We start from the raw sequence: 24,669 nt of genomic DNA on the forward strand, positions 1-24,669 counted from the left end.
GATAGTCCCGGCTACGCCCACTCGATCTCCTGATCGGGCGCGAAGCGCGTGACCTGCCTCCACAACGTCGTCCCCGCGCGATAATGCCCCCGCTGGTACAGGGGCCAGTTCCGCCCCGGCGGGTCAATGTGCACGACCTCGATGCCGCGCCGCACCAGCGTGTACGGGTGCTTCTCGATGATGACCGTGTCCGTGCGCTCCCCGATGGGGAACGTCAGCCGCGCCTCAGCCGCGGATAGCAGTCCTCGGCAGGGCTACTGCCCGCCACATCTTGGCAGGATTACCTGTCGCCCTCCTCGAAGCCACACTCTGATGAGAAGGCGACCTTATCTTCTGCTGGCGGTAGCCCTGGCTGCGATGAGTGCGCACACGCTGCCTGTGCTTGCGCAGGCAGACGTGTCACCCCTCGCCGTCACCCTCGAATTCAAGGACACCCCGCTCCGACAAGCCCTGGAGATGCTCTTTCAGGACAGCGGCCACCGTTTCCAGATCGAGGAAGGCGCAACCGGCGTCGTGAACGCCCTCCTCAACGAGGTGCCCTGGGAGCAGGCGCTGCGGGTCATCCTGGCCTCGCAGGACCTGCGGTCGCGCCGCCAGGGTGACGTTTATTACATCAGCCGGCGGCCGGGGATCGGGGTGACCGCCGACCCGCGGATTGCGCCGGAGGTGGTGCGCGATGTCAAGGAGGCTGCTGATGCGACAGTTGCCTTTTTCCAGGACACCTACGGCCTGGAACTGACGCGTTTTGTGGGGATTATCCTGGTGACTGATAAGGAGGCCTATCGCCAAGCGCTAACGGATACGGTGAAGATGAGCCCCAAGTGGATCGACAGGACGGTGGAGTATTCCGGCGGAATTTCGTGGGGCAATTACGTCGTCAGTCGCAATGTGGGTCTGCATATCACCAGACCGGAACGCCAGCGGGACATTATCCATGAGATTGTTCACCAGTACCAGAGCGACATTGCGGCCTCCGATGCCCGCGGTATATTGACCTGGGTTCGAGAGGGAATGGCCGATGCGATCGCGGCGCAGGTTCTGGACAAGACAGGTTTGAGGACGATGGAAGACGATCGTCAGGGTTGGCTCAGTTTAGCGCGCAAGTACAAAGCGTTTCCCGAGTTCAGCGCTCTCAACGACCTCAACGGATGGTATGCGGCACAGGACCGCTACGGAAGTTGGTGCCCTGATGCCACCGCTTACCTGGCAGTGGACCTCTTGGTTCAGCGGAAGGGGCATGATGCGCTCATCGCTTATCTACGGAGCGCAAAGACGCAGGATGCAGCATCGGCTTTCCAGGATGCCTTTGGCGTGTCGCTGGACGACTTCACCCGCGATTTCGCCGCATACCTGAATGGACTCCTGGCGCGCGGCGGCCCTTCGTCGCGGTAGCGTTCGCCGTCGGACTCCGGCCGAGGGCGGCCAGGCTCCATCCCTTGGAGCATAGGCGCCCCGCCTGTGATTTCCCCCCGGGGAAGGTGCCTGGCTGCGCGCCCCGAAATAGACATACCCGGGCGTACAGCTCCTCGCAATCGCGGCAGCAAACTCACTCGGGGGCGTCGGCGATGACCAAGTTTATCTTCGTGACGGGCGGGGTCGTGAGCTCCATCGGCAAGGGCATCACCACCGCCTGCCTGGGGCGCCTGATGCGTGACCGCGGCTACCGCGTCACCATGCAGAAGATTGACCCCTACCTCAACGTGGACGCCGGCACCATGAACCCCCACCAGCACGGCGAGGTCTTCGTCACCGACGACGGCGCCGAGACCGACCTCGACCTCGGCCACTACGAGCGCTTCGTGGACCTCAGCCTTACCCGCCGCGCCAATGTCACCACCGGCGGGGTTTACGGCAACGTCATCGCCAAGGAGCGCCGCGGCGACTACCTGGGCAAGACGGTGCAGGTCATCCCCCACATCACCAACGAGATCAAGGAGCGCATCTTCGACGCCGCCGAGTGCGACAACGCCGACATCGCCATCATCGAGATCGGCGGTACCGTCGGCGACATCGAGGGGCTGCCCTTCCTGGAGGCCATCCGCCAGATGAAGGGCGACGTGGGAGCGGGCAACATCATGTACATCCACGTCACCCTCATCCCCTTCGTCGGCCCCGCCGGCGAGTCCAAGACCAAGCCCACCCAGCACAGCGTGCGCGAGCTGCGCAGCATCGGCATTCACCCCGACCTGCTCGTCTGCCGCTCGCGCATGCCCCTGTCGGAGGAGATGCGCGAGAAGATCAGCCTCTTCTGCGACGTCCCCCTGGAGGCCGTGATCGAGGGACTGGACACCGATTCCATCTACGAGTTGCCGCTCATCTTCGAGCGCCAGGGCCTGGCGCGCCTGGTGGAGGAGCGGCTTAACCTGGGCGCGCGCGAGCCGGACCACTCCGAGTGGGAGCAGGTGGTGGAGCGCGTGCGCCACCCCGAGCGGTCATGCACCATCGCGCTGGTGGGCAAGTACATGGTGGTGCCCGACGCCTACATCAGCGTGGTCGAGGCCACCCGCCACGGCGGCATCGCCGAGCGCGCGGCCATCACCATCAAGCGGGTGAATGCCGAGGACATCGTGCAGCACGGCGCGGGAGCCCTGCTCGGCGATGTGGATGGCATCCTGGTGCCGGGGGGTTTCGGCGGTCGCGGCATCGAGGGCAAGATGGAGGCGATCACCTATGCGCGCGAGAACGCGGTGCCATTCCTGGGGTTATGCCTGGGCCTGCACTGCGCAGTGGTCGAGTTCGCGCGCGGCTGCTGCGGCCGGGCCGACGCCCACAGCGCGGAGTTCGAGCCGGAGTCGCCGCACCTGGTGATTGACCTGCTGCCCGAGCAAAAGGCCATCACCGACAAGGGCGCCACCATGCGCTTGGGCGCCATGCCGATGAAGATCACGCCCGGCACGCTCGCCCACCGTCTCTACGCCGCCGAGACCGCACACGAGCGCCACCGCCATCGCTACGAGGTCAACAACGACTACCGCGAGGAGCTGGCCGCCTCCGGCCTGGTCATGAGCGGCGTGTCGCCCGACGGGCGCCTGGTGGAGATGATCGAGCTGCCGGATCATCCCTACTTCATCGCCACCCAGTTCCACCCCGAGTTCAAGTCGCGCCCCAACCGCGCGCATCCGCTGTTTCGGGGGCTGGTGCGGGCGGCGCTCGAACGCAAGGCGGCCCGCGCCGACGCCGAGCGCCAGGCGGCAAGGTAGGCAGGAATTCGGGCGGGGCGCGTAGAACCGCGTCGCCACCATACAGGTGAGGCCCTAGAGGAGAAAGGATTACGGGCATGGCACCCAAGGTTGACAAGGAGTTTCTGAAGAACTACCCGACCGAGAAGCCTTTTCTGGAGATCTGCAAGGAGTTTCTGGACAAGCTGGAGGAAACTCAGGGAGAGAACTTCCGAAAGGCGGGGGAAGTCATCGGTAAGCGTCTCATGCAGGGCCGGGTCATATTCGCCGTGGGAACCGGTGGTCACACCTACATGCCGGTGATGGACATGGTCCACCGAGCCGGCGCGCTGGTGGCGGTGGACGGCATCCTGGACCTGTCCACCTCTCCTTTTGCCGGCGGCACCCGCAGCATTCGCCTGGAGAGGCTGGCCGGATACTATACCGAGCTGATTGACCTCTACCAGATCGGCAAGGACGATGTGGTTATCGTCTTCAACAACATCGGCGTCAACAACGCCTCCATCGAGGCCTGCGTCGCCTCGAGGGAGCGGGGGGCGTTTGTCATCGCAGTGAGCAGCGTCGCCTGGCACGAGGCCATTCCGCTCGACCATGTCACCCGTCATGCCAGCAAGCAGCACATGAGTGAGGTGTGCGATCTCTACCTTGATGACTACAATCCAGTAGGCGACTCGGTGCAGCTTGTGCCCGGCCTGGGGACGCCTATCTCCCCGATTTCCACCATTACCTATGGGTACCTGGTGCGCCGTATCGAGGAGGAGGCCATCCGCTATATCCTCAGCCAGGGAGTGGAGCCCGAGGTGTTCTGGAGCGGCAACCTGAAAGACGGCATGGCGAAAAACCGCCAGTATGAGCGCGCGTATTTCCGCCGCCTGAAGATATTCTGAGGAACCCCGTAACCGCCGGACGATGCCGTGAACGACTAAACGAAGGGATGTCTTGGAGATGCGTACGAAGAGGCCGACGATGTCGCCGTCGCAGCGATACCTCAAACTGGTGAGCAGGCATATCGCGGGCATCCGCAGGGATTTGCCGCACCTGATCGCGATGGGCGAGAAGATGGCGGGCTACCTGCTGGAGGGGGGGAATATCTGCGCGCCGGCGGTGAACCGGTTTTGGCCGCCGGAGTTCCAAGGGCGTGCCGGCGGCCTCATGTGCATCAAGGGCAGCGTGGACAACGGCAAGGATGTGGCCTATTTCGCGCTGACTGATCCGCGCAAGTCCGACCCGGCGAAGAACGAAGAGTTGCACAAGCTGATCAAGGCCAAGGCGCATCTGTTCGTCATCGGGCGGCGGGAGGACCTCGGTGCCCTGGCCGATCATCCCCGGATCGAGATGTGCACCGGCGGGGCCGACCCCGAGGAAGGGCTTTACCAATACGACGGATTCGCGCCGCTCGCCCATGTGCGGGCCTTCGAGCACCTCGTTCGGGGCTGGATTGCCACCGGCGAGATGATCGCGGCGTGCATCCGGGCGGAGAAGATGCCGATCATGTATATGAGCGTCTGGCTGGAGGGGGCTAACCCGCGCAATGCCAGTTTCGCTTATGACGAGCAGAGCAATTACGGCGAGCCGGGGGAATACGGGTGGAGTCATCCGTTGAAGTTCTTCCATCGGGACCGCTTTATCCCGCCGTTAGCGCCGGGGTATGTGGCGCAGGAATTCCTCGCGGGAGCGGAGCTCTTTGTCAACGCCCTGGACCGACAAAGCGCGATTCTCAACCAGGCCGGCGAGTGGATGGCGAATGCCTTTTCGGCCCGAAGGCGGATTTGGGCCGTGGCCACCGGTCACAGCCATCCGCAGATACTGGAGCTGCCCGCAAAGCATAGCTACCCCATCGAATGGGGTGCGCCTATCAGCAGCATCGCCCGGGCGATTCCAGCCGATCTGAAAAAGGGCGATGTCGCCCTGCACCTTGGCTATGCTCCGGTTCATCTGAAGAACCTGGAGAACCTGCTGAAACGCGGGGTGAATTACATTCATACCACCCCCTACGGCAAGCGAGCCGGGATGCCCGAGAGGAAGAACTTTCTCTGGTTTGACCTCCCCTGGCGTCCGACGGATGCCTGGGTGGACGTACCAGGCTACAGCGTGCGGCTGCTGCCTTCCAGCAGTACGGCCCATAACATCGCGTACAACGCCATTCTGTGCGAGATGGCCGAACAGCTCGCCTGGAAATAGGCGAAAGGGGGAGCATAGGCCCGGGGGAGGGCAGGCCCGATCGCGCGGGTTTGTCCGGCGGGCGATAACGCGGCTCAGCCGAGGCGCGGCTTTCGCCAATCCCCCGGTCGTTGACACCGGCCCCTGCGCTTGGTAATATCCGCCCATGCCGGCACGCCAATCCTTCGCCGCTTTCGGGCAGGAACTGTATCCCGAGGACGCAGCGCGCGCCCTGTGCCTGGCGCTGGAGATGGAGACGCGCGCCGAGCTGCACGCGCGCATCGCGGCGGGCCTGCCCCAGGCGTCGGCGAAGACCCGCGGCCGCATCGCCGACAAGCTCATCCAGCGCCTGATCGCCGTCGAGCGCGGCAAGGTCATCGTCTCACCGTTCGTGCGTCTGGCCGCCGGCCTGCGCGATCCCCAGGCGCGCACCGAACTCATCTACTACCGCACCGCTCGCACCGACACCATCATCGCCGCCATCGCTGCCGAGATCTTCTACCCCCATTTCGTCCACGGGCGGCCGCCGCGCGGCTTCTCCCCGGTCCACTTCCGCGCCGCCAACACCGGCGCGCTTTTCGACTACGACCGCGTCATCACGCGCCCGTTCATCTCGACCTACGCACGGCGGGCGTGGGACTTCCACAGCGAGCCGACCCTTACCCGCGCCCTGCGCGTGCTGCGGGAGGCGGGGCTGATCGAGGTGCTGCCGGGGGCGCCGGGGGCGCGGCGTCCCTCCTTCACCGTCGCCCCTCATACCCTGCGCCTGCCGACGTTCGCGTTCTGCCTCTACGAGGAGTTCGCCGCGCGGCGCTCGCCGGCGCTGGCCCTCGACCAGATCCAGAACGCCGACTTCGCGCGCACCTTCATCCTGCGCCCGGTGGAGGTGACCGCGCTGACCGAGGAGGCGCGCCGGCGTAAGCTGGTAGCGCGCAGCGGCGGCGCGGCCCCGCGCTACGCGCCGGCGATGGACAGGGACGCCCTGGTGGACGCGCTGCTGGCCGCGCGGCGGTGACTACGGACACTTGACATGCTGCGGATAGGACGAGGCAGTGAGCGGCCCAAGTTCTTGGCGCTGGCAACGCATAGCTGATGGCATGGAAGCAGCCTTGGTGTCTGCCGTTATGGCTGGGGGGATGACCGTGCCGCTGGTGCGCTGGCTGGTGTGGTCGTATACCGACTCCGAACCCCTGGGCCTGCTATGGATTCTGGCAGTGCCCATAGTGTCTGCGGTCGTCGCTGCGTTTGTAGGTTTCGTGTTGGGATCCACGCGGTCCGTTGCTAGGCCGACGATGCGAAGGGCATTGCTGCTGGCGGTAATGGGGTTCGCAGTGGCTGTGGCCGCGACCGCGGTCCTCGGCCCTGGCGGCATGTTCGGGGTTCTCGCATGGGGGATCGGCTGCGCTTTCGGCGTCGATTATTCCCTCGCGATACGCAGTCCCCGCGCGGTCAAGGTTACCCGCTTGGTAACGGTTGGCATGGCGATGGCGGGGGCAGCGATCGGCATCATATGGTTCGTCAGGACCTCGTGGTAGTCGGGCCCTTGCGCCGCCGGGGGCAGAGCACGACTGCTGGGCGCGTTATCGAAGCGAATCCCGCCAAGACAAGCATCCGCGCGCATTAACTCGGCTTCAACCGGATCCAGAACGCGCATTCTACCCTCACGCTCGTCGTGCGGCTGGTGAACGTCAGCGCCCTGGTTGAGCGGGCGTTGGAGCACGGAGGCCTGACAATCCACGATTTTGAGTCACTGTGTCCAGGGATCAGTCGCAGAAGCCTTCAGCGTGACCTACGGGTGATGGTAGAGAGCGGGCTGCTCGTCGCAGAAGGGGCCACGAATCGGTTCTTCTACCGCCTGGGGAGGAAGGTCTCGTGAACTTGCGACAGTCTTGCGACACAACTTGCGACGGGCTCGCGACGTGGCCGACGACACGCTGTCACTGAGATGCAAATGGTGTCGAATCGCGACAGGACGGCGGCGGCTCGCGGACGAACACCAGTCTCCAGGAGGGATGACATCCCATGACCCCCGATTTCAAGCTGAAGCGCACCGCCATCAGCCTCGAGGCCGACGACATCATGCGCCTGGCCGGCATCGTCACCGACCAGGACAAAGACGAGGCCCTGAGCTTCGTGCGCGAGGTCATCGCCTCCAAGCTGGAGTGCGCCCAGGCGGCGGGACACCACACCGCCTTCGAGGGCGACACCGGCCATTCCCCCGCGCATTACACGCAGAAGGGCGAAGGTATGCACGCCCCCCACGAGCACGGGGAATGACTGAATTGCGCCCGCCCCCATGGGTGGCATCAGGATTGCATCCTGTGGCGTTCGCAGGTTGAGAACCCTGCGGCTTTGCTCAGGGCGGGCTCTACGCCGCCCACCGTCAGGGGTTAGCTTTGGCGCGGGCTGAAATCCAGGAACGCCTGGAACATCGCCGCGACGTTCTCGGGGCGCACATCGGGGCCCACCTCGCCGTGGCCGATGAGGCCGCCGGCAGGCGAGGCGAACAGCTCGCATACCCGCCGCACGTACTCCCGCACCTCGGCGGGCGTGCCGAAGGGCAGCACGTGCTGGCGGTCAATATCGCTGCGGATGCACACCCGGCCGCGGCACTTGTCCGCCAGCTCCTCCAGCGGCATGCACGAGAACTGCGGGTTGAGCACATCCACCCCGATCTCGACGAAATCGTCAATCACCTCCATCGTGTACCCGTCGGTGTGAAAGTGGAAGTGTTTCCCCGCGCTGTGCACCAGGTCCGCGATCTGCTTGTAGGCGGGCTTGAATAGCCGGCGCCACTCGTCGGGGTGGATCATCAGCCGGTCCTGCGTCCCCCAGTCGTCCATGTACCCCACGCCGTCGCACTCGCAGCTCTCGAGCTGGCAGGTCAGGCGCTTCAGCGTATGGTCGAGAACCAGGTCGCGCAGCGTCTCTACCTCCGGCCGGCGCTCGGCGATGTCTATGAGCAGCCGGCCGTAGCCGCGCAGGAAATGCATGCGCTCGAACAGCCGCCCCCAGCCGCTCATGATTAGGTAATGATCCGGATCGCGGAGCTCCTGGCGCTCGGGCCATTCACCGGCATCAGGGTCGGGTGCGCGGTAGTCCGCCAGCGCGCTCCAGTCGGCGAGGGGGTGACGCTTGACCTGGCCCTCGGTGCCCAGGCCCGTGTTGACCCACGTGCAGCCCCATTCATCCGTCTCCTCGCCGCGCTGGTAATGGGAGTTGTTGTCGGTGCCCGCGTACTCGCCGGTCTGGCCCGCGAAATCGCCGGGGTAATGGCGAAGGACCTCCCGCAGGCGCTCGCCGTAGTTATCAATCGCGCCGGGCAAGACCCCATGCGAAAGCGGAATGCGGTCCGGCCCCCGCAGCTCGATCGCTCTCACCACCCGTTCTCTGCTCGTCACCGTTGGGCCCTTTCCTGTGCCCGCGCACCCGCGACGGCCGTACTTCTTCGCGCGGCGGCCGATACCTGTCAGGCGCGCCAATGCCGCTCAAGCTCGCCCCCGTCCGCGCCGAAGCTTATTATTGACGGACGTGCCCCGGCCGTGCGTCCGCCATTCCGCATTGGCGACGGGGGCGGCCGCGCCACATTGTCATGCACCATCATTCGGGATGCCCGATCACCAATGACCGCAGTGGGGAGACCGTCAACGGCGGCAGGGCGGCGCTGCGTCAGCTTCGGCTGCGCTGCTGGTGGTGGCGTTGCTCGTATGCGTTGCGGTGTACTACTACGCCGAAATCGAAGGATGGCCCCTGCTCGACGCGCCGTTCATGGTGGCGATTACCACCAGTACCGTCGGCTGCGGCGAGGTCCATCCCCTGACTCCGAGCGCTCGCGCCCTCAACGGCGACCTCTTCATCGTCGCCCGCTGCGACAGCATGGAGGCCGAGGGCAAGCTGCTGCGCGCGGGCGCCGCCAGCCTCGTCGCCACCGCCAATCGGTCCCCCCGACGCTGCAGGACTGGCACCCGGCCGCGATCAATGATATGTTTAGGGGCGGAATCAGCGACGCGGCGGCGAAATGAGCCGCACCGGGAGCGGCGCGTGCGGGCGGCGCACACGGTCGTCAGGCGGCGGGCGGGGTCGCAGCACACAAGATGAGGATCCTGGATCGCTATATTCTGCGCGAGCTGGCGGCGCCGTTTCTGTTCGGCGTCGCGGCGTTCGCCACCGTGTTCGTCGCCGGCAACCTGCTGTTCAAATTTGCTCGCCTGGTGGCGGAGCAGGGGATGGCGCTGGGAGATGCGCTGCTGGTGTTCGTGTACTGGCTGCCGGGGTACCTGGTGCTGACGTTTCCGATGGCGGCGCTGCTGGCGGCGCTGCTGGCGTTCGGGCGGCTGAGCGGCGAGGGGGAGACGACGGCCATGCGCGCGGGCGGGGTCAGCTTCACGCGGGTGATGGCGCCGGTGATCGCCGCCGGGCTTGCCATCAGCCTCTTCACCGTCGCCTTCAACGAGACGCTGGTGCCCGCCAGCGCGCGCGCGGCCGAGGAGCTGCTGGCGCGCGCCGCCAAAGGGGCCCGCGGAACGCAGGAGCACGTCGTCGTCCCATCATTCGAGCAGGGCCGCATCAGCAGCTTGGTCTATGCCGACGAGTTCAACCGCGCGCGCGGCGAGCTGCGCGGCGTGACCTACATCCAGTACCTGCGCGGGAAGCCCAAAGGCGTCATCCAGGCCGCGCGCGCCGTGTACCGCGCGGGCAATAGGTGGGAGTTCTACGATGGGTTCTCGCAAGCACTTGACCCCTATCGCAGGGTCACCCTGACCTTCCGCGAGGATCACCCGGCGCGTTTCGATCTCGGCCACGATCCCACTGATATCGCCCTGCGCCAGCGCCAGCCGGAGGAGATGACGTGGCGCGAGCTGGGTGACTACCTGGCGTCTCTCAAGCAAGGCGGCGCCGCCGCGCCGGAGCTGCGCGTGCAGTGGCACCACAAGCTGTCGGTGCCCTTCGCCAGCCTCATCTTCGTCTTCATCGGCGCCCCCCTGGGGCTGCGTTCACAGAGGACCGGCTCCACCCTCGGCCTGGGGCTGAGCATTCTCATCATTTTCGCCTACTACGTGGTGTGGAACTACCTCGCCATCCTCGCCGGCAAAGGAGCGCTCCCACCCCTGTGGGCGGCGTGGACGCCCAACCTCGTCGGCCTTGCCGTCGGCGTCGCCCTGGTCCGCCGGGCGGCGAGGTGAGGGCATCCGGAGGCGGCGCCAACTGCGGAAACAGGGCGAAGACGCGTCGCTAACGCCGATCAGGGTCACGACCGCGCTCTTGTCCACATGCAGCGACACCCCCGACAGCGCCCAGCTCGCGCCGCAGCGGACGGCGAGGCCCCCTGTTCGCAGCAGGCGGCGGTCAGTCGCGAGCTGGCGACAATCGTGCAGCGGCGCGGGCGATGCCGACGATTATGGAGAGGTCCACGGTCAGCCTTGTCAAGCCCGCCCGTTCCAAGGCTTCGATTCTCTGCCGCTTGGCCTTCCAGAACAAGGATGTCATTCTGATGATATCACGAATGCAGTCCCTGGGCAGCTCTCGGCCGTAGCTGAGCCGTCGCTGTGCAGCGACGTCGAAGTCGCCTGAGAGCTCGGCCACGGCCTCATCCGCGCCGCAGGGATGTTCCCGCGGGCGCTCGTACAACGCGTGGCGCAACTCCGCCAAGTGATGCCGCATCGGCACGACCTTCAGCAGCACGCCGCCGTCCCCAAGCACGCGCCGGAACTCGGCAGGATTCGACGGCGCCAATATGTTGGTGACAACCTGAAACGCGCCCGTCACGAACGGCAACTGTGTGGCGAGGTTGGCTACGCAACACAGCATGTCGCCCTCGTGCCGACAGGACATGCTTATCGCGTGCCTGGAGATATCCAGGCCAATCGCCAGCGGGCGCATATCTCCATCTGCACGCAGGTGCGACATCACTGCCGACAGGACATGGCCTTCGCCACAGCCGACATCCAGCAGCATGCACGTGCGCGGCGGTCGCGGACTCGCGGTCCTATTCCTTATTAGTTCCGCGATCGCTTGAGATAACGGGTCGAAGAGGCCAAGCTGCATGACCGCCATCCTCGACCGCAGCATCTCCGCGTTGTACCCCGGCGTTGAGGATCTCCTTTGATTCGGCAACAGCAGGTTGATGTAGCCCTTGGCAGAGACATCGAAACAATGGTGGTTCGCACAAGTCAGGCTCCGTTCGCTCGCTGCGCCAACGCGCATGGGGCTGTGACACACCGGGCAGGCGAACACCGGCCCAAGTTGCCGACACAGACCGATCGCCCTATCGATTTGCTTCACGGGCTCCTCCGTCGGACGGTCGCGGTAGCGAGTGCTCCGTGAACATTGTTCTGATGTGTTACGGAAGTAACCGCCGATGAACGCCGAAACACGCCGACAGGATGGTTTGCCGTTTCCGGAGCTCAGTTCGATCATGGATGCGGTTTCGTGCATCAAATAAACATTCACGGCGCGCTAGTCCGCGCCAACCATGCGTGCGATGCCTCGCAGCGTCTCCTCGGCGTTGCGCAGCACCAGCCTTCTCAGCAGCCCCTTGATCAGCGGGCCGATGAGCGGCACCTCGAGCTCGAAATCCAGCTTGATGTAGGCGCGCGTCCCCTGCGAATGCTCCTCGAAGCCCCACACTCCCTCGTACTTGTCCCAGTCCCCCTCGGTGGCGCGGAAGGCGGCGACGCGCGTGTCGTCGTTCCAATCATCCTGCTCAATCCATTTGATGGTGCGGTTGAACTCCTTGACCGGCGCCACCCAGCGGCTGATCACGCGGGAGCCGCTGCGCTCGATGACCTCGACCTCCTGCACGTTGGACATGAACTCGGGGAAGCGCTCGATCTGCTTGGCCGCAGCGTACACGCGCTCCGGCGGCGCGGGGATGAAGGCCTCGGTCTCAATCACGGGCATCGTCGCGTCTCCTACCGGTCAGATGCACGGTACTTTCCGCGCCACCAGCTTGCGTCCTTCATGTGAAGCCTAAGAACGCCCCCCTGCGTGCTGAGCAAGACAAGACTACCAAACCCTCGACCGTGGTCACCGATGCTTCCCTTGTTCGCGCGGCGCGGCCGGGATTGGGCCTGGATCGGGACCTGATCCTCCCTCACCTCGCACACGTCTCAGGGCAAGCGGGGACATTTTCCCTGTGCAGTTGCATGGAGACATAATCGCTATGCTACCAGAATAGCCTGCCGTGGACTTGACACCTCGCCGCGCACGTGGTAGTCTTCGGGCATAGCCTTCGCGCATGACCTGTCGGATGAACCGGACAATGTCGGTTCGTGCGCATCGTGAAGGGGCAATTGAGAGTCGGCCCCATCGGCAGCCAGCAGGGCGCGCCGGCGACACGGCCTCCTCTGGCATGAGAGATACCTAGACATCTTCACCCGCTTCGAGCTGTCCCCTCGAGTCCTGAAAGCAGTTCACCGGTTGGGCTTTGAGACCCCGACCCCCATCCAGTATGAGGCCATACCCCCGGCCTTGTCCGGTCGAGACGTCATCGCCACCGCGGAGACGGGAAGCGGCAAGACGGCGGCCTTCTTGCTGCCCATCATCGAACGGCTGCGGCAACGCCAAGACAGGAGCACGCGAGCACTCATTCTCGCTCCCACGCGCGAGATCGCCGCGCAGACGGCCGGGCAAGCGGTGGCGCTGACGCACGGCACCCCATTGCGCACCGTCGCGGTGTACGGCGGCGTCGGGATGGAGCCCCAGAGCCGCGCGTTGCGCTCCGGCTATGAGATCGTCGTCGCCACCCCGGGCCGGCTGCTCGATCACCACCGCCGCGGTACTGCGCGCCTGGCGTCGCTGGAGGTGCTGGTCGTGGACGAAGCCGACCGCATGATGGATATGGGCTTCCTGCCCGACCTGCGTCGCATCCTGGCGGTGTTGCCCCGCGAGCGCCAGTCAATGCTGTTCTCCGCTACCATGCCGATTGACGTGTTGGAGCTTGCCTACGAGGAGATCCTGCGCGATCCGGTCCACGTGGAAGTGGGCTCTCAGTCGGTGCCGCCCGCAAGCATATCGCAGTCGGTTTACCTGGTTGCGTCCGAGCGCAAGACCGACTTGCTGCTCGATCTGCTGCGACAGGAAGCGATGCGCAGTGTGCTGGTCTTCGCCCGCACGCGACGGCGCGCCGAGCGGCTGGCCAAGCAGCTTCAGCGCTCCAATATGAACGCGACCTGCATTCACGGCGACCGCAGCCAGAGCGACCGGGAGAAGGCGCTCAATGGCTTCCGGCGGCGCTCGGTGCGCGTGCTGGTGGCGACCGACATCGCCGCCCGCGGTTTGGATGTGGAGGGCGTGACGCATGTCGTCAACTATGACATGCCGGCGGCGCCCTTGGACTATCTGCACCGCATTGGCCGCACGGCCCGCGCCGGCTGTGACGGCGACGCGCTCAGCCTGGCCGGGTGGGAGGACACCCTCGTCTTGGCCGACATCGAGCGCACGTTGGGTCGCACCCTCCCGCGGGTATCGGTGCCCGGACTGACCCAACCCGAACCGCAGCGCGCCGCCTCCGTCCCGGCCCGGCCGCGGGCCGGCACCGCGTGGCGCTCCAGGGTGGCGCGACGGTGATAGAAACCGGCGACTAATGGTGACCCCCGGCGTTCTCTCCATAACCCGCGGCCTGGCACGCGGGGGAGAGTCGCCTCAAGAGTTCGCCGCTGAGTGAATCGCACGGAGCCAGGCCGTATCGCAAGGAGGCCATCATGGCCAGCAAGAGTCTGTATGTCGGAAACCTGAGCTACTCCACTACGGAGAGCAAGCTCCGCGAGCTGTTTGCGGAGTACGAGCCGAGCGAGGTCCGGCTGATCGGCGACAAGGGGTTTGGCTTTGTCGACGTCCCGGAGGAGAAGGCCGCCGACGCCATCGCCGCCCTCAACGGTCGCGAGGTGGATGGGCGCGCGCTGACGGTGAACGAGGCACGCCCGCGCACCGAGCGCAGTGGCGGCGGCGGAGGCGGCGGGGGCCGCAGCGGGGGCTTCGGCGGCGGCGGCGGTGGCGGACGCGGACGCGGTTGGTGACGATTCCCGATCCGGAGCTCATCTGCGAGGCCTGCGAGCAGCCGTTCAGCTACTCCGAGGCTGAGCGGGCTCGAGATGAGCGATCGGGGTATCCGCCGCCGCGGGTTTGCCCGAACTGTCTGCGGCAGCGGCGCATGGCAAAGGCTGCCGAGCGCGCCTCGAAGCGTCCTCGGCGGCGGTACTTCCGCCGCTAGGCGGGTTGCGTTAGCGCCGTCGCCAGCGTGCGCGACCCAGGCAGTCTGGAGAGCGCTTGAGGGCTGGGGTAGGGCTCGCGGGTAACCTCGAGGATGTCGCCGGGGACGGTGCGTCCAGTGGACTGCGAGCCCTGCTCAGGCATGCCATCGTCGTCACGGCATGGGCGGCGGGCGCCAGCTTTTCGGAGCGAAGTGCGCATATCCTCATGGCTTACGTCGCGGCCAGAAGCATGCCGGGACCGGGCAGTTCGACGGGTCTGGCAGGCCTTCCCGGCGAGGCTTGGATCCGTCTGCGGTGCAGCACCTCTCACCTCGTCGGCCTGCTCCCTCGCGACGTCCGCCGAGAACCGGTTCCCTGCGCTCGAGATGGCACATCAGGATTGAAGCGCCCCTCGACTCGACGAGCTTGAGGGTGGTGCGCGCGCGGAGCCCACGCCGGCCCCATCACACCCCCATGGCAGGGAAGCAGCCCCCACGCGAGGAAGAATCCGTTGGTGAGGCTAGTGGCGGCCGGAGGGCGGCGGCGCCGGCAGCCGGGGGAGGCCGGTCCGTATCCACAGGCTGGAGCCGCCACAGCGCCGTGATTCACTCCTCGCTGTGCCCCACCGAGAGCAGGCGCTCTGCGGCGGCGGTTGGTGCCAACGGCGCGGGCGAGAGCCGCGTGCGTCGGGCCCGACGTCGTGGGGCCGGGGACGCCTGCGCTCAGCACAGAAGTCGCGCGGACAAGCGGAGACCGAGCGATGAGACCACCGAGGGGATTGCCGGGACTGGGAGACTGGCTGAGCCTCTTGGAGCGGCCCGGCGCCGCGTTGCGGACCGCCTTCGGGCGGACCTATGGGCAAGACGCGGCGCTGCTGGAGCGGCGCCGTCACGCCTACCGCGCGCTTCTGCAGGCGTTTGCCGCGGCCTATGACTCCCGTGACGCGATCATCGTGGCGCGGGCGCCCGCGCGCCTCAACCTGATGGGGGTGCATGTCGAGCACCGCCGCGGGGAGGTCAATTACGTCACCCATTGTCGAGAGGTCTTGATCGCGGCTCAGCCCCGGCCGGATGATCGCGTGGTTCTGCGCAGCGTCGAGCCCGCTTGTTTCCCGGACCACAGCTTTGGCATCGGCGAGGAGCTGGCGCAAGGCGCCCGCGATAACTGGATGGCGTTCATCGAGAGCCCCGGGGTGAGCCAGGCAGTCGCCCGCATGCGCGGCCACTGGGGCAACTACATCAAATCCGCGGTGCTGCGGCTCCAGCACCGCTTCCCCGAGCGCAAGCTGTGCGGCATGAACCTCATGGTCAGCGGCGACATTCCCATCTCCGCCGGGCTCAGCTCCTCGTCGGCGCTGGTGGTCGCCGCCGCGGTGGCGGCGGTACGGCTGAACGACCTTGACGTGGCCCCCGCCGAACTGGTCGAGCTCTGCGGGCAGGGTGAGTGGTATGTGGGCACGCGGGGAGGCGCGGGCGACCACGCGGCCATGATCTGCGGGCGCAGGAACCGGATCGCCCACATGCGGTTCTTCCCCTTTGAGCTGCTGGAATGCGTCCCCCTGCCCGACGGCTGCCAGGTGGTGATCTGCAACTCCCTCAAGGCGGCGGAGAAGTCAGGCGCCGTGCTCGATGAGTACAACCAGACCATCGCCGCGTACCAGGTGGTGCTGATGCTGATCAAGCAGGTGCTGATCGCGGAGCTGGGAGTGGACGCGGCGGCGGTCGAGCACCAGCTCAACCATCTCGGCGACATCAACCTCAACCGGCGGGATTTCCCGGACGAGCTTGTCTATCGCGTCCTGCGCCGGATTCCCCCGGCCATCACCCGCGAGCAGCTGCGGGCGCGGCTGTCCGCACAGCGCGCAGCGCTCGAGCAGATCTTCCTCACCCACAACGCGCCGGCCGGCGGCTACCGGGCGCGGGCGGTCGCCATGTTCGGCCTGGCTGAGATCGCGCGCGGCGCGAACGCCATGGGCTTCCTGAAACGGGGAGACCTGGCGGGCTTCGGCGAACTCATGTACATCTCGCACGCCGGCGACCGGCTGGTGACGTTCGCCCCTGACGGCAGCCGGCACCCGTGGGACAACGAGAGCACCCGCGTCACCGATGACTACCTGCAGCGACTGCTTGACGACCGCGCCGGGGGCGACCCGGAAAAGGCCTACCGGGCGAACCTGATGTTTCAGCCCGGGGGATTCCGGTGCAGCTGCGAGGAGCTGGACCAGATCGTGGACCTCGCGCAGCGGGTGCCCGGGGTCCTGGGCGCCGGGCTCACCGGGGCGGGGTTCGGCGGGTGCGTGCTGGTGCTGGCGCGGGAGCAGGCGGTGGAGGCCCTGGTCGAGGCGCTGGGCGAAGAGTATTACGAGCCGCGCGGTCTGCCATTGGCCGCCGAGACTTGCGTCAGTGTGGCGGGGGCGGGCGTCGTCAGCCTCTAGTCGCAGGCGGCGGCGAGATATCTCTCGAGGAAGGACCTGCAGTCAGTGAACGACAAGGCAAGGAGAAACCGCCAACACACGCCGGCCGATGACCGCCCGCTGCCCTTCCCGGTGTCCCGGGTGGCGCGGGTCATCCCGGGCAAGGAGGTCGCCGTCGCCCGGCGCGGCGAGGGCGCGCCTGTAGCTTCGGCGCGGATCGAGTTCGACGCGGACGGGCTGGCGGCGCGGCTGACGAGCCTGAGGACTCGCGGGCGACCATCCGCCAACCAGGTGGAGGCCGCCCGCCGCACGGCGGAGACGGTGGAACAGGCGCTGGCGGTGCTGGCGCGCTGCGCCGCTCGCAATGCGCGGTGGATCGGCGACCTCGGCGCGCAGGTTCGTTCGCGCTATGGCGCGGTGGAGGTGGAGTTCCTGGCCGATCACGATGTGGTGGCGGATGCGATCGCCGGTGGGCGCCGGCCGACGCTGCGCCTGAGCATCGAGCCGGCGGCGGAGGCCGCGGACGCCGGTCGCGCCGGGCTCCCCATTCTCTACGCCCTCGGACTGCTGCACCAGTGCGGCCACCTGTGCGGATGGGACCGACGTACATGCCTGCAGCGGTGCCTTGATCTCTACCAGACGCTGCGGGCGGCGGAGGCCCGCTCGCTGGCGGAGGCGCTCTCGCATCCCCACCTGGACGCGGGCAAGATCTTCCTGCGGTTCCTGCGCGAGGCCGCCGGCAAGCCGGGTACGGAGCGGGACCGTTGGATCGCCTGGCTGCTCGGGCGGGCGTTTATCGAACTCCCCTACAGCAGCGAGGCGGTGCGGCAGGCGATCGCCCAGAGCGCGGATCTGGCCGATCTCCGCCTAGGCATCTACAACGCCATCCATGACACCTACGTCGAGTCCCTGGATAGCGCCCATGCGCAGCGGGTCGCCGATCGGTGCCTGGAGGACGGGGTGCGCCTGGTCGGGGGGCGGTTCAGCCGCGCGTTCTACATTGACGCCATGCTCATGGCGAGCGCCAAGACCCTGGCAGCCAGGCACCTGCGCGCGGGCTTGAACGAGCTGGCGAAGGCGTGGAAGCGATCTCGCCTGCGGTTTGCGGACCCGGAGCTGAGAGAGCGCGGCCTGAATTTCCAGTCCATCGGCGGCGAGGTGCAGCGCCTCCTCAACCTGCCGGCCGCCGATCGCGTCTCGGTCGCGCAAGTGCAGGGAGCGGTGGGGAAGCTCAAGCAGGCCCTGAGGTCGTTCGAGACCTCCCTCCTATCGCAAATGGACGCCCTGGAGAGCGACCGCGGGCAAACCTCCCCCGCGCCCGCGCTGGCCGGCGATCGCGCGGAGGCGCGCCGGCAGGTGGACGCCATCTTCGGCGCGATCGCGATCGTGGAGGCGGCGCTGGCCGGGGCCCCCAAGAGCGATCCCGCGTTCATGGTCTTTTTCCAGCGCCTGTTTCCGCTGGACGCCGTCAACATGGGGCTGCTGAATGAGCTCCTCGATCCCTTCTTCGGCGAGGACGAGGAGATCCACGCCCTGATCCGCTCCGCCGGCCCCCACATGTACGTCACCTCCAACCTGAGCGCGTGGCTACGCCGATGTGACGATTGGGTGGAAGCGCTGCCCGCCTACGCCAGCTACGAGATCGTCCCCACCGACGGCGGGTACGCGGTGGTCGCCGGCGTGCAGCGCTCGATCATGGAGGACATGTACCGCCGCCACGGCGAGGATTGGGCGCTCAACATTGACGCGGTCATGGCCAGCGAGCACATCTGCCTGGCGCGCGAGATCCTGATCGAGGCGACGGGCCTCGCCGCGGAGGCCGACCGGCGCTCCCGCCGCCACCACATCAGCCGAGAGGAGGCCGAGCGGCAGATCATCAGGCGCCGGGGATGGATGGCGCAGGTGGCGATCCTGGCCGCGCTGATCGAGGCGACCTACCTCGACCTGTGCCCGCAGGTGGCGCAGCGCGCGCATGGCGAGCGCACGGGAGGCATGGAGGCCCTGCGGACCGTGCTGAGCGAGGCGCCATCGCCTCGCAACCTGATCGCCCGCGCCCGGGAGCAGGCGGCCGCGACCGGAGTCGCCTTGGCCGAGGCTGGCCGGCACTTGGTCGGCGAGTGCGGGCTGGACGAGCGCGTCGAGGCCCTGCGGCCAGCCGCCGCCCAGCGCCGACGCCATCTGCCTTGCGTTCATGTGCTGACCACGCTCGGCCCCGGGGAAACCGAGCTGCACGTGCGCAACTGGCTCGAGGAGTCCATGGCCCTCTTCAACGTGTCCCGGGGGCACCGCCTGGAGGGCGAAGTCGAGCAGCGCATCGCCGACTACCGGAGCCGGCTGGCGGCGGTGGGGCGCAGGATCATCGGCGAGCTGGCGCTCGAAGGCGAACTGCACCGCATCATGCTGGAGGAAGGGCTGCGCCCCGAGGAGGAAGCCGACCACGAAGAAGGCATCCTCAAGCTCATCGCCTCGTATCCCGAGGTCGCCACCGAGGTGGCCACCCTCGCCCTGCTCATCGAGCACGCGGAGCAGGGCGGTCAGCGGCCGCGGGCTCCCCGCGACGCTCAGGAACCGCAAGCGGTGCTGCAGCACCTGGCGGCCCATCCGGAGCTGGAGCAGGAAGCGGTGCGCCAGGTGATCGCGGACAACGACCTGGGGGCGGCGGTGCGGGCGCGGGTCGAGCAGCAGGGAATGGACGAGGCGCAAGCGGCGCGGGAGACAGTGGCCGCCAACGCGGACTGGGTGGCGGAGAAGGAGCGCTGGCGGCGATCACGGGCGCGGCGCGACGTGATCGAGTCGCTGGGGCTGGCGCCAAGCGTGCGGCCCTACCTGCGCAGCCGCCTGGATCGGATGCTGGCCACCCTTCAGGCCCGCCGGGAGCTCATCGCCGAGCGCGGCCTGAGCGCGGAGCTGACCCAGCCGCGCTTCCGCTACGAAGCGACCGGCCCCTACAAGCGCTATCATTTGCTCTATACCCCGAGCCGGGTGGACCTGGGGGCCGAAGAGGTCAGTTCGGTGCGCAATGTTCCCAAGTGGGTGGGGGGCGCGGATCGCGCCGGCGCCCGCGCGGGAAGGGAGCTCTACGCCCTCTACAACGTTGCCGGCCCGACGGCGGTGGAATCGCCGCGGCTCGCCGAATTCCTCAAGGTCGGGGAAAACTTCTTCTCTCGCGGCGGCGTCTTCTATCTCTCGCTGGCGGCGGGCGCCAACCTCGACGCGTTGGGCATCGGCGACTTCGAGTTCTTCCGCGACCAGTGGAACCTGCGCGGCGACCGCATGGTGCTGCCCGCCGGCGAGACCTACGGCGGCTTCTGTGTGCCCAAGGAGTTCTCGCTGCTGTACGCGATCATCCTGGCGGCGGTCAACCCGCGCACCTCGACAGCGATGCTGGATCAGTTCGGGGTGCCCGCGGAACTCCACGCGCCCGTGATCGAGGATCTGCGGCGCCTGCTGCGGGCGCAAGTGGACTGCCGCGACGTACTCGCCTGGGAGGCGCGGGCGGAGAAATTCCTGGCGGAGAGATATGACTCGTACTTCGCGTTGCTGGGCCGGCCGGGCTACGTCGCCCGGCTGCCTCAGCTCGCGCGGACGCTGGAGATGGCGGGGGGGCTGTCGGCGCAGCGCGAGCGGGAGCGCCAGCTCGCCTTCCAGCTCGCCGAGTGGGTGAACAAGAAAGCCCTGGGGCTGGAGGAGATCAACCGCATCGGCCCCTTCCGCAAGGTCCACCTGATCTACCGGCTGCTGCACGAGGCGCGAGAGAAGAATCCCCGCATCGCGCCCGACGACCAGATCATCGGGGTGATGAGCGCCTCCTATAAGGAGGGCGAGCGCAAGCGCGGGCGTGAGATCCCCATCACCGATGTCCGCTTCAGCGCCGGCGCGCGCAAGCTCGAGATCTACGCGGGCACCGCCGAGCACCATCTGCTCAAGTCGCTGGACCCGGAAGGGCGCGAGCTGGTGCGCGAGATGTTCGCCGATTGGGTCGCTCCCGCCGACCTGCGCATGGTGGGCACCTGCACCGGCTCCGACCTCCTGAATCATGTGCCCGAGTCCGGCCTGGAGGCGATCAAGGATGAGGTCAACGACCGGCTGCTGGCCGCGGGGCTGGAGCAGGGCGTGATTGATGCCTGCTGCGCCGTGTACGGGGGCGACCTCGAGCGGTGGGCGGGGATCGCGGAGTTGCCGGAGGCCGAACGCCGCGCGCTGATCGGGGACATCGGTCCGCGAATCCACCTGCTGGTTCTCGATCGGCGCGGCCCCTACCGCCGCTATGAAGAGGCCGTGCAGGGGGTTGACTTTGTGGACCTGGGGATCCCGGACCCGGAGCTGCTGGACCTGGTGGACGATCTGCCCAAGCTCCTGGCGCTGATGCGCCGCGGGCGACCGCACAGCGCGCTGGCGCTGGCGGACGGCACCTCCGGCGCGCGCCGCCGCAGCTTCTCCGTCCGCTACGCCTGCACCAAGGCCAAGGTCAAGGAGCTCTTTGCCCTCGACGACGGAGCGACGTATGGGGCGCTTGGCCTCGGGCGCGAGACGATCGCAGGATGGCGCGAGGAGATGGTGCGGGAGCGGGATCAGGCGCGCGAGCTGTGGGACGCCGTGAGCGCGGGGCGCGCGGACCTGGCGGCCTTCGTTTACGCGCGGATCGGCGCCAGGATCATCCGCGAGGGCGGCGCCGAGGAAGCCGCCGAGGAGGAGATCGCCGCCCGCAAGTTCAAGGTTCCCGCCGCTCTCTATCGTTACCGCTCCGAGGCCCTGGGCCGCATCGCGCAGGGCCTGCCCCTGCAGAGCTTGGACTACGGAACCTGGCTCATCCTCGGCGGAGCGCACCTGGTCAACGGCCGCATGAGCGCGGAAGAGATCCAGCGGCACCGGACTCAGTTCGAGGCGGCGATGGAGCGCATCGCCGGCTGCTCCCGCCGCGGGGGCGGCTATGGTCGGGCCCAGGTGGATGACCTGGTGGCGCTGCTGCTGCGGCCAGCGTACGTGCCCGCGCCCGAGAGCGAGTACCGCGAGATGGATACGGGCATCTCGGGATCGCTCAAGGCGACGGAGGACAAGGTCGCCCGCCTGGAAAAGCGCGAGGCCCGTCGGCGGCAGGCGCTGCGCGCCGGAGCCCTCAGCGCGCGCCGGCAGGCTTATGCGGCGACCGCGGGAGCGGTCGCCGAGGTCGTTCGCGGACGCGACTACGGCTCCGCCTGCGAACGGGCCAAGGCCGCCCTCGGCGATCCTGCGGGATCGCTTTCGCAGGAGGCCGTGGGCGAGTTCATCGCCTGGGCGCGGGGGGCATTGACCATCCTGCTCGATCGCCTCCTGCGCAACCAGAGCGACCTGCGGTCGTCCCTGGGGGAGCAGGTCAGCACGCTCCTCGACGGAGGCGAAGTGGACGCCGACCTCTACCGCACCGTGGCGGCGCGGATCGCGGCGGCGGCCGAGCTGGCGGCCGGGGACGCGGACGAGCTCGAGCGCATCGCCACGGCGCTGGAGCTGCTCGACATCGCCCTGGTCGTCGAGCGCACGCAGGCGGTGGACGATCCGGTGATGCTGACCATCGAGTTGGCGCGGTTCTTCGATATCACGCTCAACAACCATGTCTTCGATTGCCTGCCCTATCACTATCACCCGGAGCGAGGCGCCGGTTTCCAGGGGCTGAATCGGCAGGCGAAGTTCGAGCTGGCGGCGCGGCGGCACCGGTGGCTCTACACCTACATCCGGCAGCTCCTGGCCACCCGCAGCGAGCTGGCCGAGCTGGGATCGGCGTACCACGACGCCTGGCTCGGTGACGCCGATCGCGGCGTCGTCCCGCTGGGGGTGCGGGGCGAGGATGAGACCCAACGCTTCTGGTTCGGCTACGCGCGGCTGCGGGACGCGGCGGTGCTGAGGCATGAAGGGTTCCCCCCGCCGGAGATCTTCGAGCACCTCGACCCGGCCGCGATCGCGCACCAGCGACGGGCCAACGTGGCGATCATCTATCCCCATGGCAATACGACGGTGCCGGTGGCGTTGGAGCAGGGCGCCAAGCTGTCGCGCCGCGCCGGCATCAACCTCGTCCTGTGCGCCTTCCCCGACCTGGTGGACGATGATCGCTACCGCCGCCGGGTGCTGCACCTGCACGACGGCTTCATGTATGTCTCCCGGGACGACTACCGCGCGGCCCTGGCGGCGTCGGGCGTGGCCCCGCAGGAGGTGGAGCGGCGCTGCCGGTCGGTGGGCGAGGACGGCGTCCTGGTGCTGGCCGGTTTTCGGGAGCCGGTGGTCGCCCACGGAATCTTCTTCCACTTCACTCATCCGCTGCGCCCCTTCATCGGCGAGGCCCAGGCTCCGCTCATCCAGCCGCTGGTGTGGGAGGCCGCGACCCATCTCAAGTGCCGCCTGCCGGAGATGCTGCGCGCGAGCGGGGTTGGCGCCCCCGGGCAGGTGAACTGGTATCGCGCGACCTGCGCGCGACAGTCGCCGGCGGCCGCGAAGGCCGCCATCGAGCGCGACCTGGCGGCCATGGCCGCCCGCTACGCCACCCTCATCGTCAAGCCGGAGAAAGAGTCCGGCGGGCGCAAGGCGAAGATCCTGCCGGTCGCTCGCGATGGGCGCCCGATCCGGGAGAACATCGCCGACCTGCGCGACCTGGTTTACGACATCTGCAAGACCGATAACGCGGTCATCCAGCAGGTGCTGCCGTCCCACGTCCGCCAGCTCTACGCGCCGTCCTTCCTGACCGACATGGTCGCGCGCTTCGCCCGCATCGGCGTACCGGTGCTGCTGGAGGGCGGACGGCCGACCCCGCTGTTCTCGTACTTCCGGCAGATCGTGGTGCTGGGCAAGGACGGCTTCGAGACTTCGCACCATATCACGGTCGTGAGCACGCTGGGGATCGCCAACGTGGGGCAGGGCGGCTTGCTCTACGAGTACCGCGACGAAATGATTGACCCCCAGTACCGCGCGGACCTGCGCCGCGAGCTGACCGAGGCCACCCGTGCTTCGGTCGCCTCCGAGCAGGCCTACCTGCGCGAGCACTGGCGCGAGATTCTGCAGGAGTACCTGGCGGTGCACCCCGAGTTCGCCGATGACGTCAAGCTGGAGGCGAGGGAAGACCTGACCGGGTTCCCGGACACCGGCATCGCATACGAGATGGGTGACTACATGCCGGTAATGCTGGTGGATGACAACCACCACCTGGTGCGGCTCTACGACCGCGAGCGGGGCGTGCTGCTGCCCCTGTTCGACCGCGAGGGGCGGCCCACCGCCGTCCCGGTGTGCGACGAGGGGGGAACGCCCGTGCCCCGGCTCGATGCGAGCGGCAAGCCCCTGCCCCTGCCGATGTTTGACGAGCGGGGGCGAAGAATCCCCCGCTGCGACGAGCGCGGGCGCCCGATCAGCGCCCTGGTCGTCTTCAAGATCGAATCCAACCCGGGAGCGGGGCTGTGGCGGCCGCACGATGATCAGCTTCCGGCGGAGCGCAAGGGCGAAGGCGTCTATACCATCTTCAGGTGCCTGGGCGAACGGGCGGCGATCTACCGGGAGGAGCTGGGCAAGCTGGCCGCCTCCGCGGAAACGAAGCCGCCGCGGCGCAGGCGAACCGGTCCCGCCCCGCGCTATCTGAGCGGCCGCCCCTCCGGCGGAGATGCCCTGGAGCGGGCGATCAAGCGCGCGAGCGAGGAGCTGGGGCGAGGCCCCGCGCGTCGCGGGCCGGGCAGGTGTCCATCCTCGCCGCCAGGCGAGTGAGGGCGCGGGC

Annotated in this window: 17 protein-coding genes; 13 read left to right on the plus strand and 4 right to left on the minus strand. The window is 67.6% G+C overall.

Translation table 11 applies throughout. The features are described 5' to 3' along the window. Positions 1-11 precede the first annotated feature (11 nt). Positions 12-155, minus strand: a complete 144-nt coding sequence (locus VM221_00420) for a hypothetical protein (protein ID HUT73282.1) — start codon at positions 153-155, stop codon at positions 12-14. Between the two features lie 157 nt (positions 156-312). Here VM221_00420 and VM221_00425 point away from each other — a divergent pair, with 157 nt between their 5' ends. The 7 genes from VM221_00425 (at position 313) to VM221_00455 (ending at position 7,616) form a co-directional block, all read left to right on the plus strand. Then, the gene (locus tag VM221_00425) at positions 313-1,392 is read left to right on the plus strand and encodes a hypothetical protein (protein ID HUT73283.1); all 1,080 of its coding nucleotides are present in this window, start codon (positions 313-315) and stop codon (positions 1,390-1,392) included. Between the two features lie 173 nt (positions 1,393-1,565). Next, positions 1,566-3,200 (plus strand): CTP synthase, encoded by a 1,635-nt coding sequence (locus tag VM221_00430; GenBank protein ID HUT73284.1) that lies wholly within the window; start codon positions 1,566-1,568, stop codon positions 3,198-3,200. Between the two features lie 77 nt (positions 3,201-3,277). Then, complete coding sequence (locus VM221_00435; GenBank protein HUT73285.1) at positions 3,278-4,066, plus strand: sugar isomerase domain-containing protein; 789 nt, start codon at positions 3,278-3,280, stop codon at positions 4,064-4,066. 79 nt (positions 4,067-4,145) lie between these two features. Then, complete coding sequence (locus tag VM221_00440) at positions 4,146-5,360, plus strand: hypothetical protein (GenBank protein HUT73286.1); 1,215 nt, start codon at positions 4,146-4,148, stop codon at positions 5,358-5,360. Between the two features lie 145 nt (positions 5,361-5,505). Then, positions 5,506-6,354, plus strand: a complete 849-nt coding sequence (locus VM221_00445; protein ID HUT73287.1) for a hypothetical protein — start codon at positions 5,506-5,508, stop codon at positions 6,352-6,354. 97 nt (positions 6,355-6,451) lie between these two features. Beyond that, positions 6,452-6,874: a hypothetical protein gene (locus tag VM221_00450; GenBank protein ID HUT73288.1), complete on the plus strand. Its 423-nt coding sequence runs from the start codon at positions 6,452-6,454 to the stop codon at positions 6,872-6,874. Positions 6,875-7,361: 487 nt separating this feature from the next. Further along, positions 7,362-7,616, plus strand: coding sequence for a hypothetical protein (locus VM221_00455; GenBank protein ID HUT73289.1), 255 nt, complete (start codon positions 7,362-7,364; stop codon positions 7,614-7,616). Positions 7,617-7,729: 113 nt separating this feature from the next. Here the strand turns inward: VM221_00455 and VM221_00460 are convergent, their stop codons facing one another. Further along, entirely contained in the window at positions 7,730-8,740 is a 1,011-nt protein-coding gene (locus tag VM221_00460; GenBank protein HUT73290.1) for a uroporphyrinogen decarboxylase family protein, read from the minus strand. 298 nt (positions 8,741-9,038) lie between these two features. Here VM221_00460 and VM221_00465 point away from each other — a divergent pair, with 298 nt between their 5' ends. Both VM221_00465 and VM221_00470 read left to right on the plus strand, forming a co-directional pair. Then, positions 9,039-9,437, plus strand: a complete 399-nt coding sequence (locus VM221_00465; protein HUT73291.1) for a potassium channel family protein — start codon at positions 9,039-9,041, stop codon at positions 9,435-9,437. Beyond that, positions 9,434-10,522, plus strand: coding sequence for an LptF/LptG family permease (locus VM221_00470; protein HUT73292.1), 1,089 nt, complete (start codon positions 9,434-9,436; stop codon positions 10,520-10,522). The genes VM221_00465 and VM221_00470 overlap by 4 nt, the downstream gene beginning before the upstream one ends. A 163-nt stretch (positions 10,523-10,685) precedes the next feature. On the opposite strand, the gene VM221_00475 is transcribed toward VM221_00470, so the two are convergent. Next, a complete protein-coding gene (locus VM221_00475) occupies positions 10,686-11,621 on the minus strand; it encodes a hypothetical protein (protein ID HUT73293.1) in 936 nt (311 codons plus the stop codon). 174 nt (positions 11,622-11,795) lie between these two features. Next, the gene (locus tag VM221_00480; protein HUT73294.1) at positions 11,796-12,239 is read right to left on the minus strand and encodes an SRPBCC family protein; all 444 of its coding nucleotides are present in this window, start codon (positions 12,237-12,239) and stop codon (positions 11,796-11,798) included. 519 nt (positions 12,240-12,758) lie between these two features. Between VM221_00480 and VM221_00485 the strand changes: the two genes are divergently transcribed. From VM221_00485 to VM221_00500, 4 genes are all read left to right on the plus strand, one after another. Then, the gene (locus VM221_00485; protein HUT73295.1) at positions 12,759-13,907 is read left to right on the plus strand and encodes a DEAD/DEAH box helicase; all 1,149 of its coding nucleotides are present in this window, start codon (positions 12,759-12,761) and stop codon (positions 13,905-13,907) included. 134 nt (positions 13,908-14,041) lie between these two features. Beyond that, the gene (locus VM221_00490) at positions 14,042-14,356 is read left to right on the plus strand and encodes an RNA-binding protein (protein ID HUT73296.1); all 315 of its coding nucleotides are present in this window, start codon (positions 14,042-14,044) and stop codon (positions 14,354-14,356) included. A 934-nt stretch (positions 14,357-15,290) separates the two neighbouring features. Continuing rightward, complete coding sequence (locus VM221_00495) at positions 15,291-16,964, plus strand: galactokinase family protein (protein ID HUT73297.1); 1,674 nt, start codon at positions 15,291-15,293, stop codon at positions 16,962-16,964. A gap of 45 nt (positions 16,965-17,009) precedes the next feature. Further along, complete coding sequence (locus VM221_00500; protein HUT73298.1) at positions 17,010-24,659, plus strand: hypothetical protein; 7,650 nt, start codon at positions 17,010-17,012, stop codon at positions 24,657-24,659. Positions 24,660-24,669: the final 10 nt, after the last annotated feature.

This window comes from Armatimonadota bacterium, from assembly GCA_035527535.1.
Classification (GTDB): domain Bacteria; phylum Armatimonadota; class Hebobacteria.

Bases quoted from the DNA above. Each gene is read 5' to 3' on its own strand.
- VM221_00425 (HUT73283.1), top strand. From the start codon at position 313: ATGAGAAGGCGACCTTATCTTCTGCTGGCGGTAGCCCTGGCTGCGATG.
- VM221_00430 (HUT73284.1), top strand. From the start codon at position 1,566: ATGACCAAGTTTATCTTCGTGACGGGCGGGGTCGTGAGCTCCATCGGC.
- VM221_00435 (HUT73285.1), top strand. From the start codon at position 3,278: ATGGCACCCAAGGTTGACAAGGAGTTTCTGAAGAACTACCCGACCGAG.
- VM221_00440 (HUT73286.1), top strand. From the start codon at position 4,146: ATGTCGCCGTCGCAGCGATACCTCAAACTGGTGAGCAGGCATATCGCG.
- VM221_00445 (HUT73287.1), top strand. From the start codon at position 5,506: ATGCCGGCACGCCAATCCTTCGCCGCTTTCGGGCAGGAACTGTATCCC.
- VM221_00455 (HUT73289.1), top strand. From the start codon at position 7,362: ATGACCCCCGATTTCAAGCTGAAGCGCACCGCCATCAGCCTCGAGGCC.
- VM221_00470 (HUT73292.1), top strand. From the start codon at position 9,434: ATGAGGATCCTGGATCGCTATATTCTGCGCGAGCTGGCGGCGCCGTTT.
- VM221_00480 (HUT73294.1), bottom strand. From the start codon at position 12,239: ATGCCCGTGATTGAGACCGAGGCCTTCATCCCCGCGCCGCCGGAGCGC.
- VM221_00490 (HUT73296.1), top strand. From the start codon at position 14,042: ATGGCCAGCAAGAGTCTGTATGTCGGAAACCTGAGCTACTCCACTACG.
- VM221_00495 (HUT73297.1), top strand. From the start codon at position 15,291: ATGAGACCACCGAGGGGATTGCCGGGACTGGGAGACTGGCTGAGCCTC.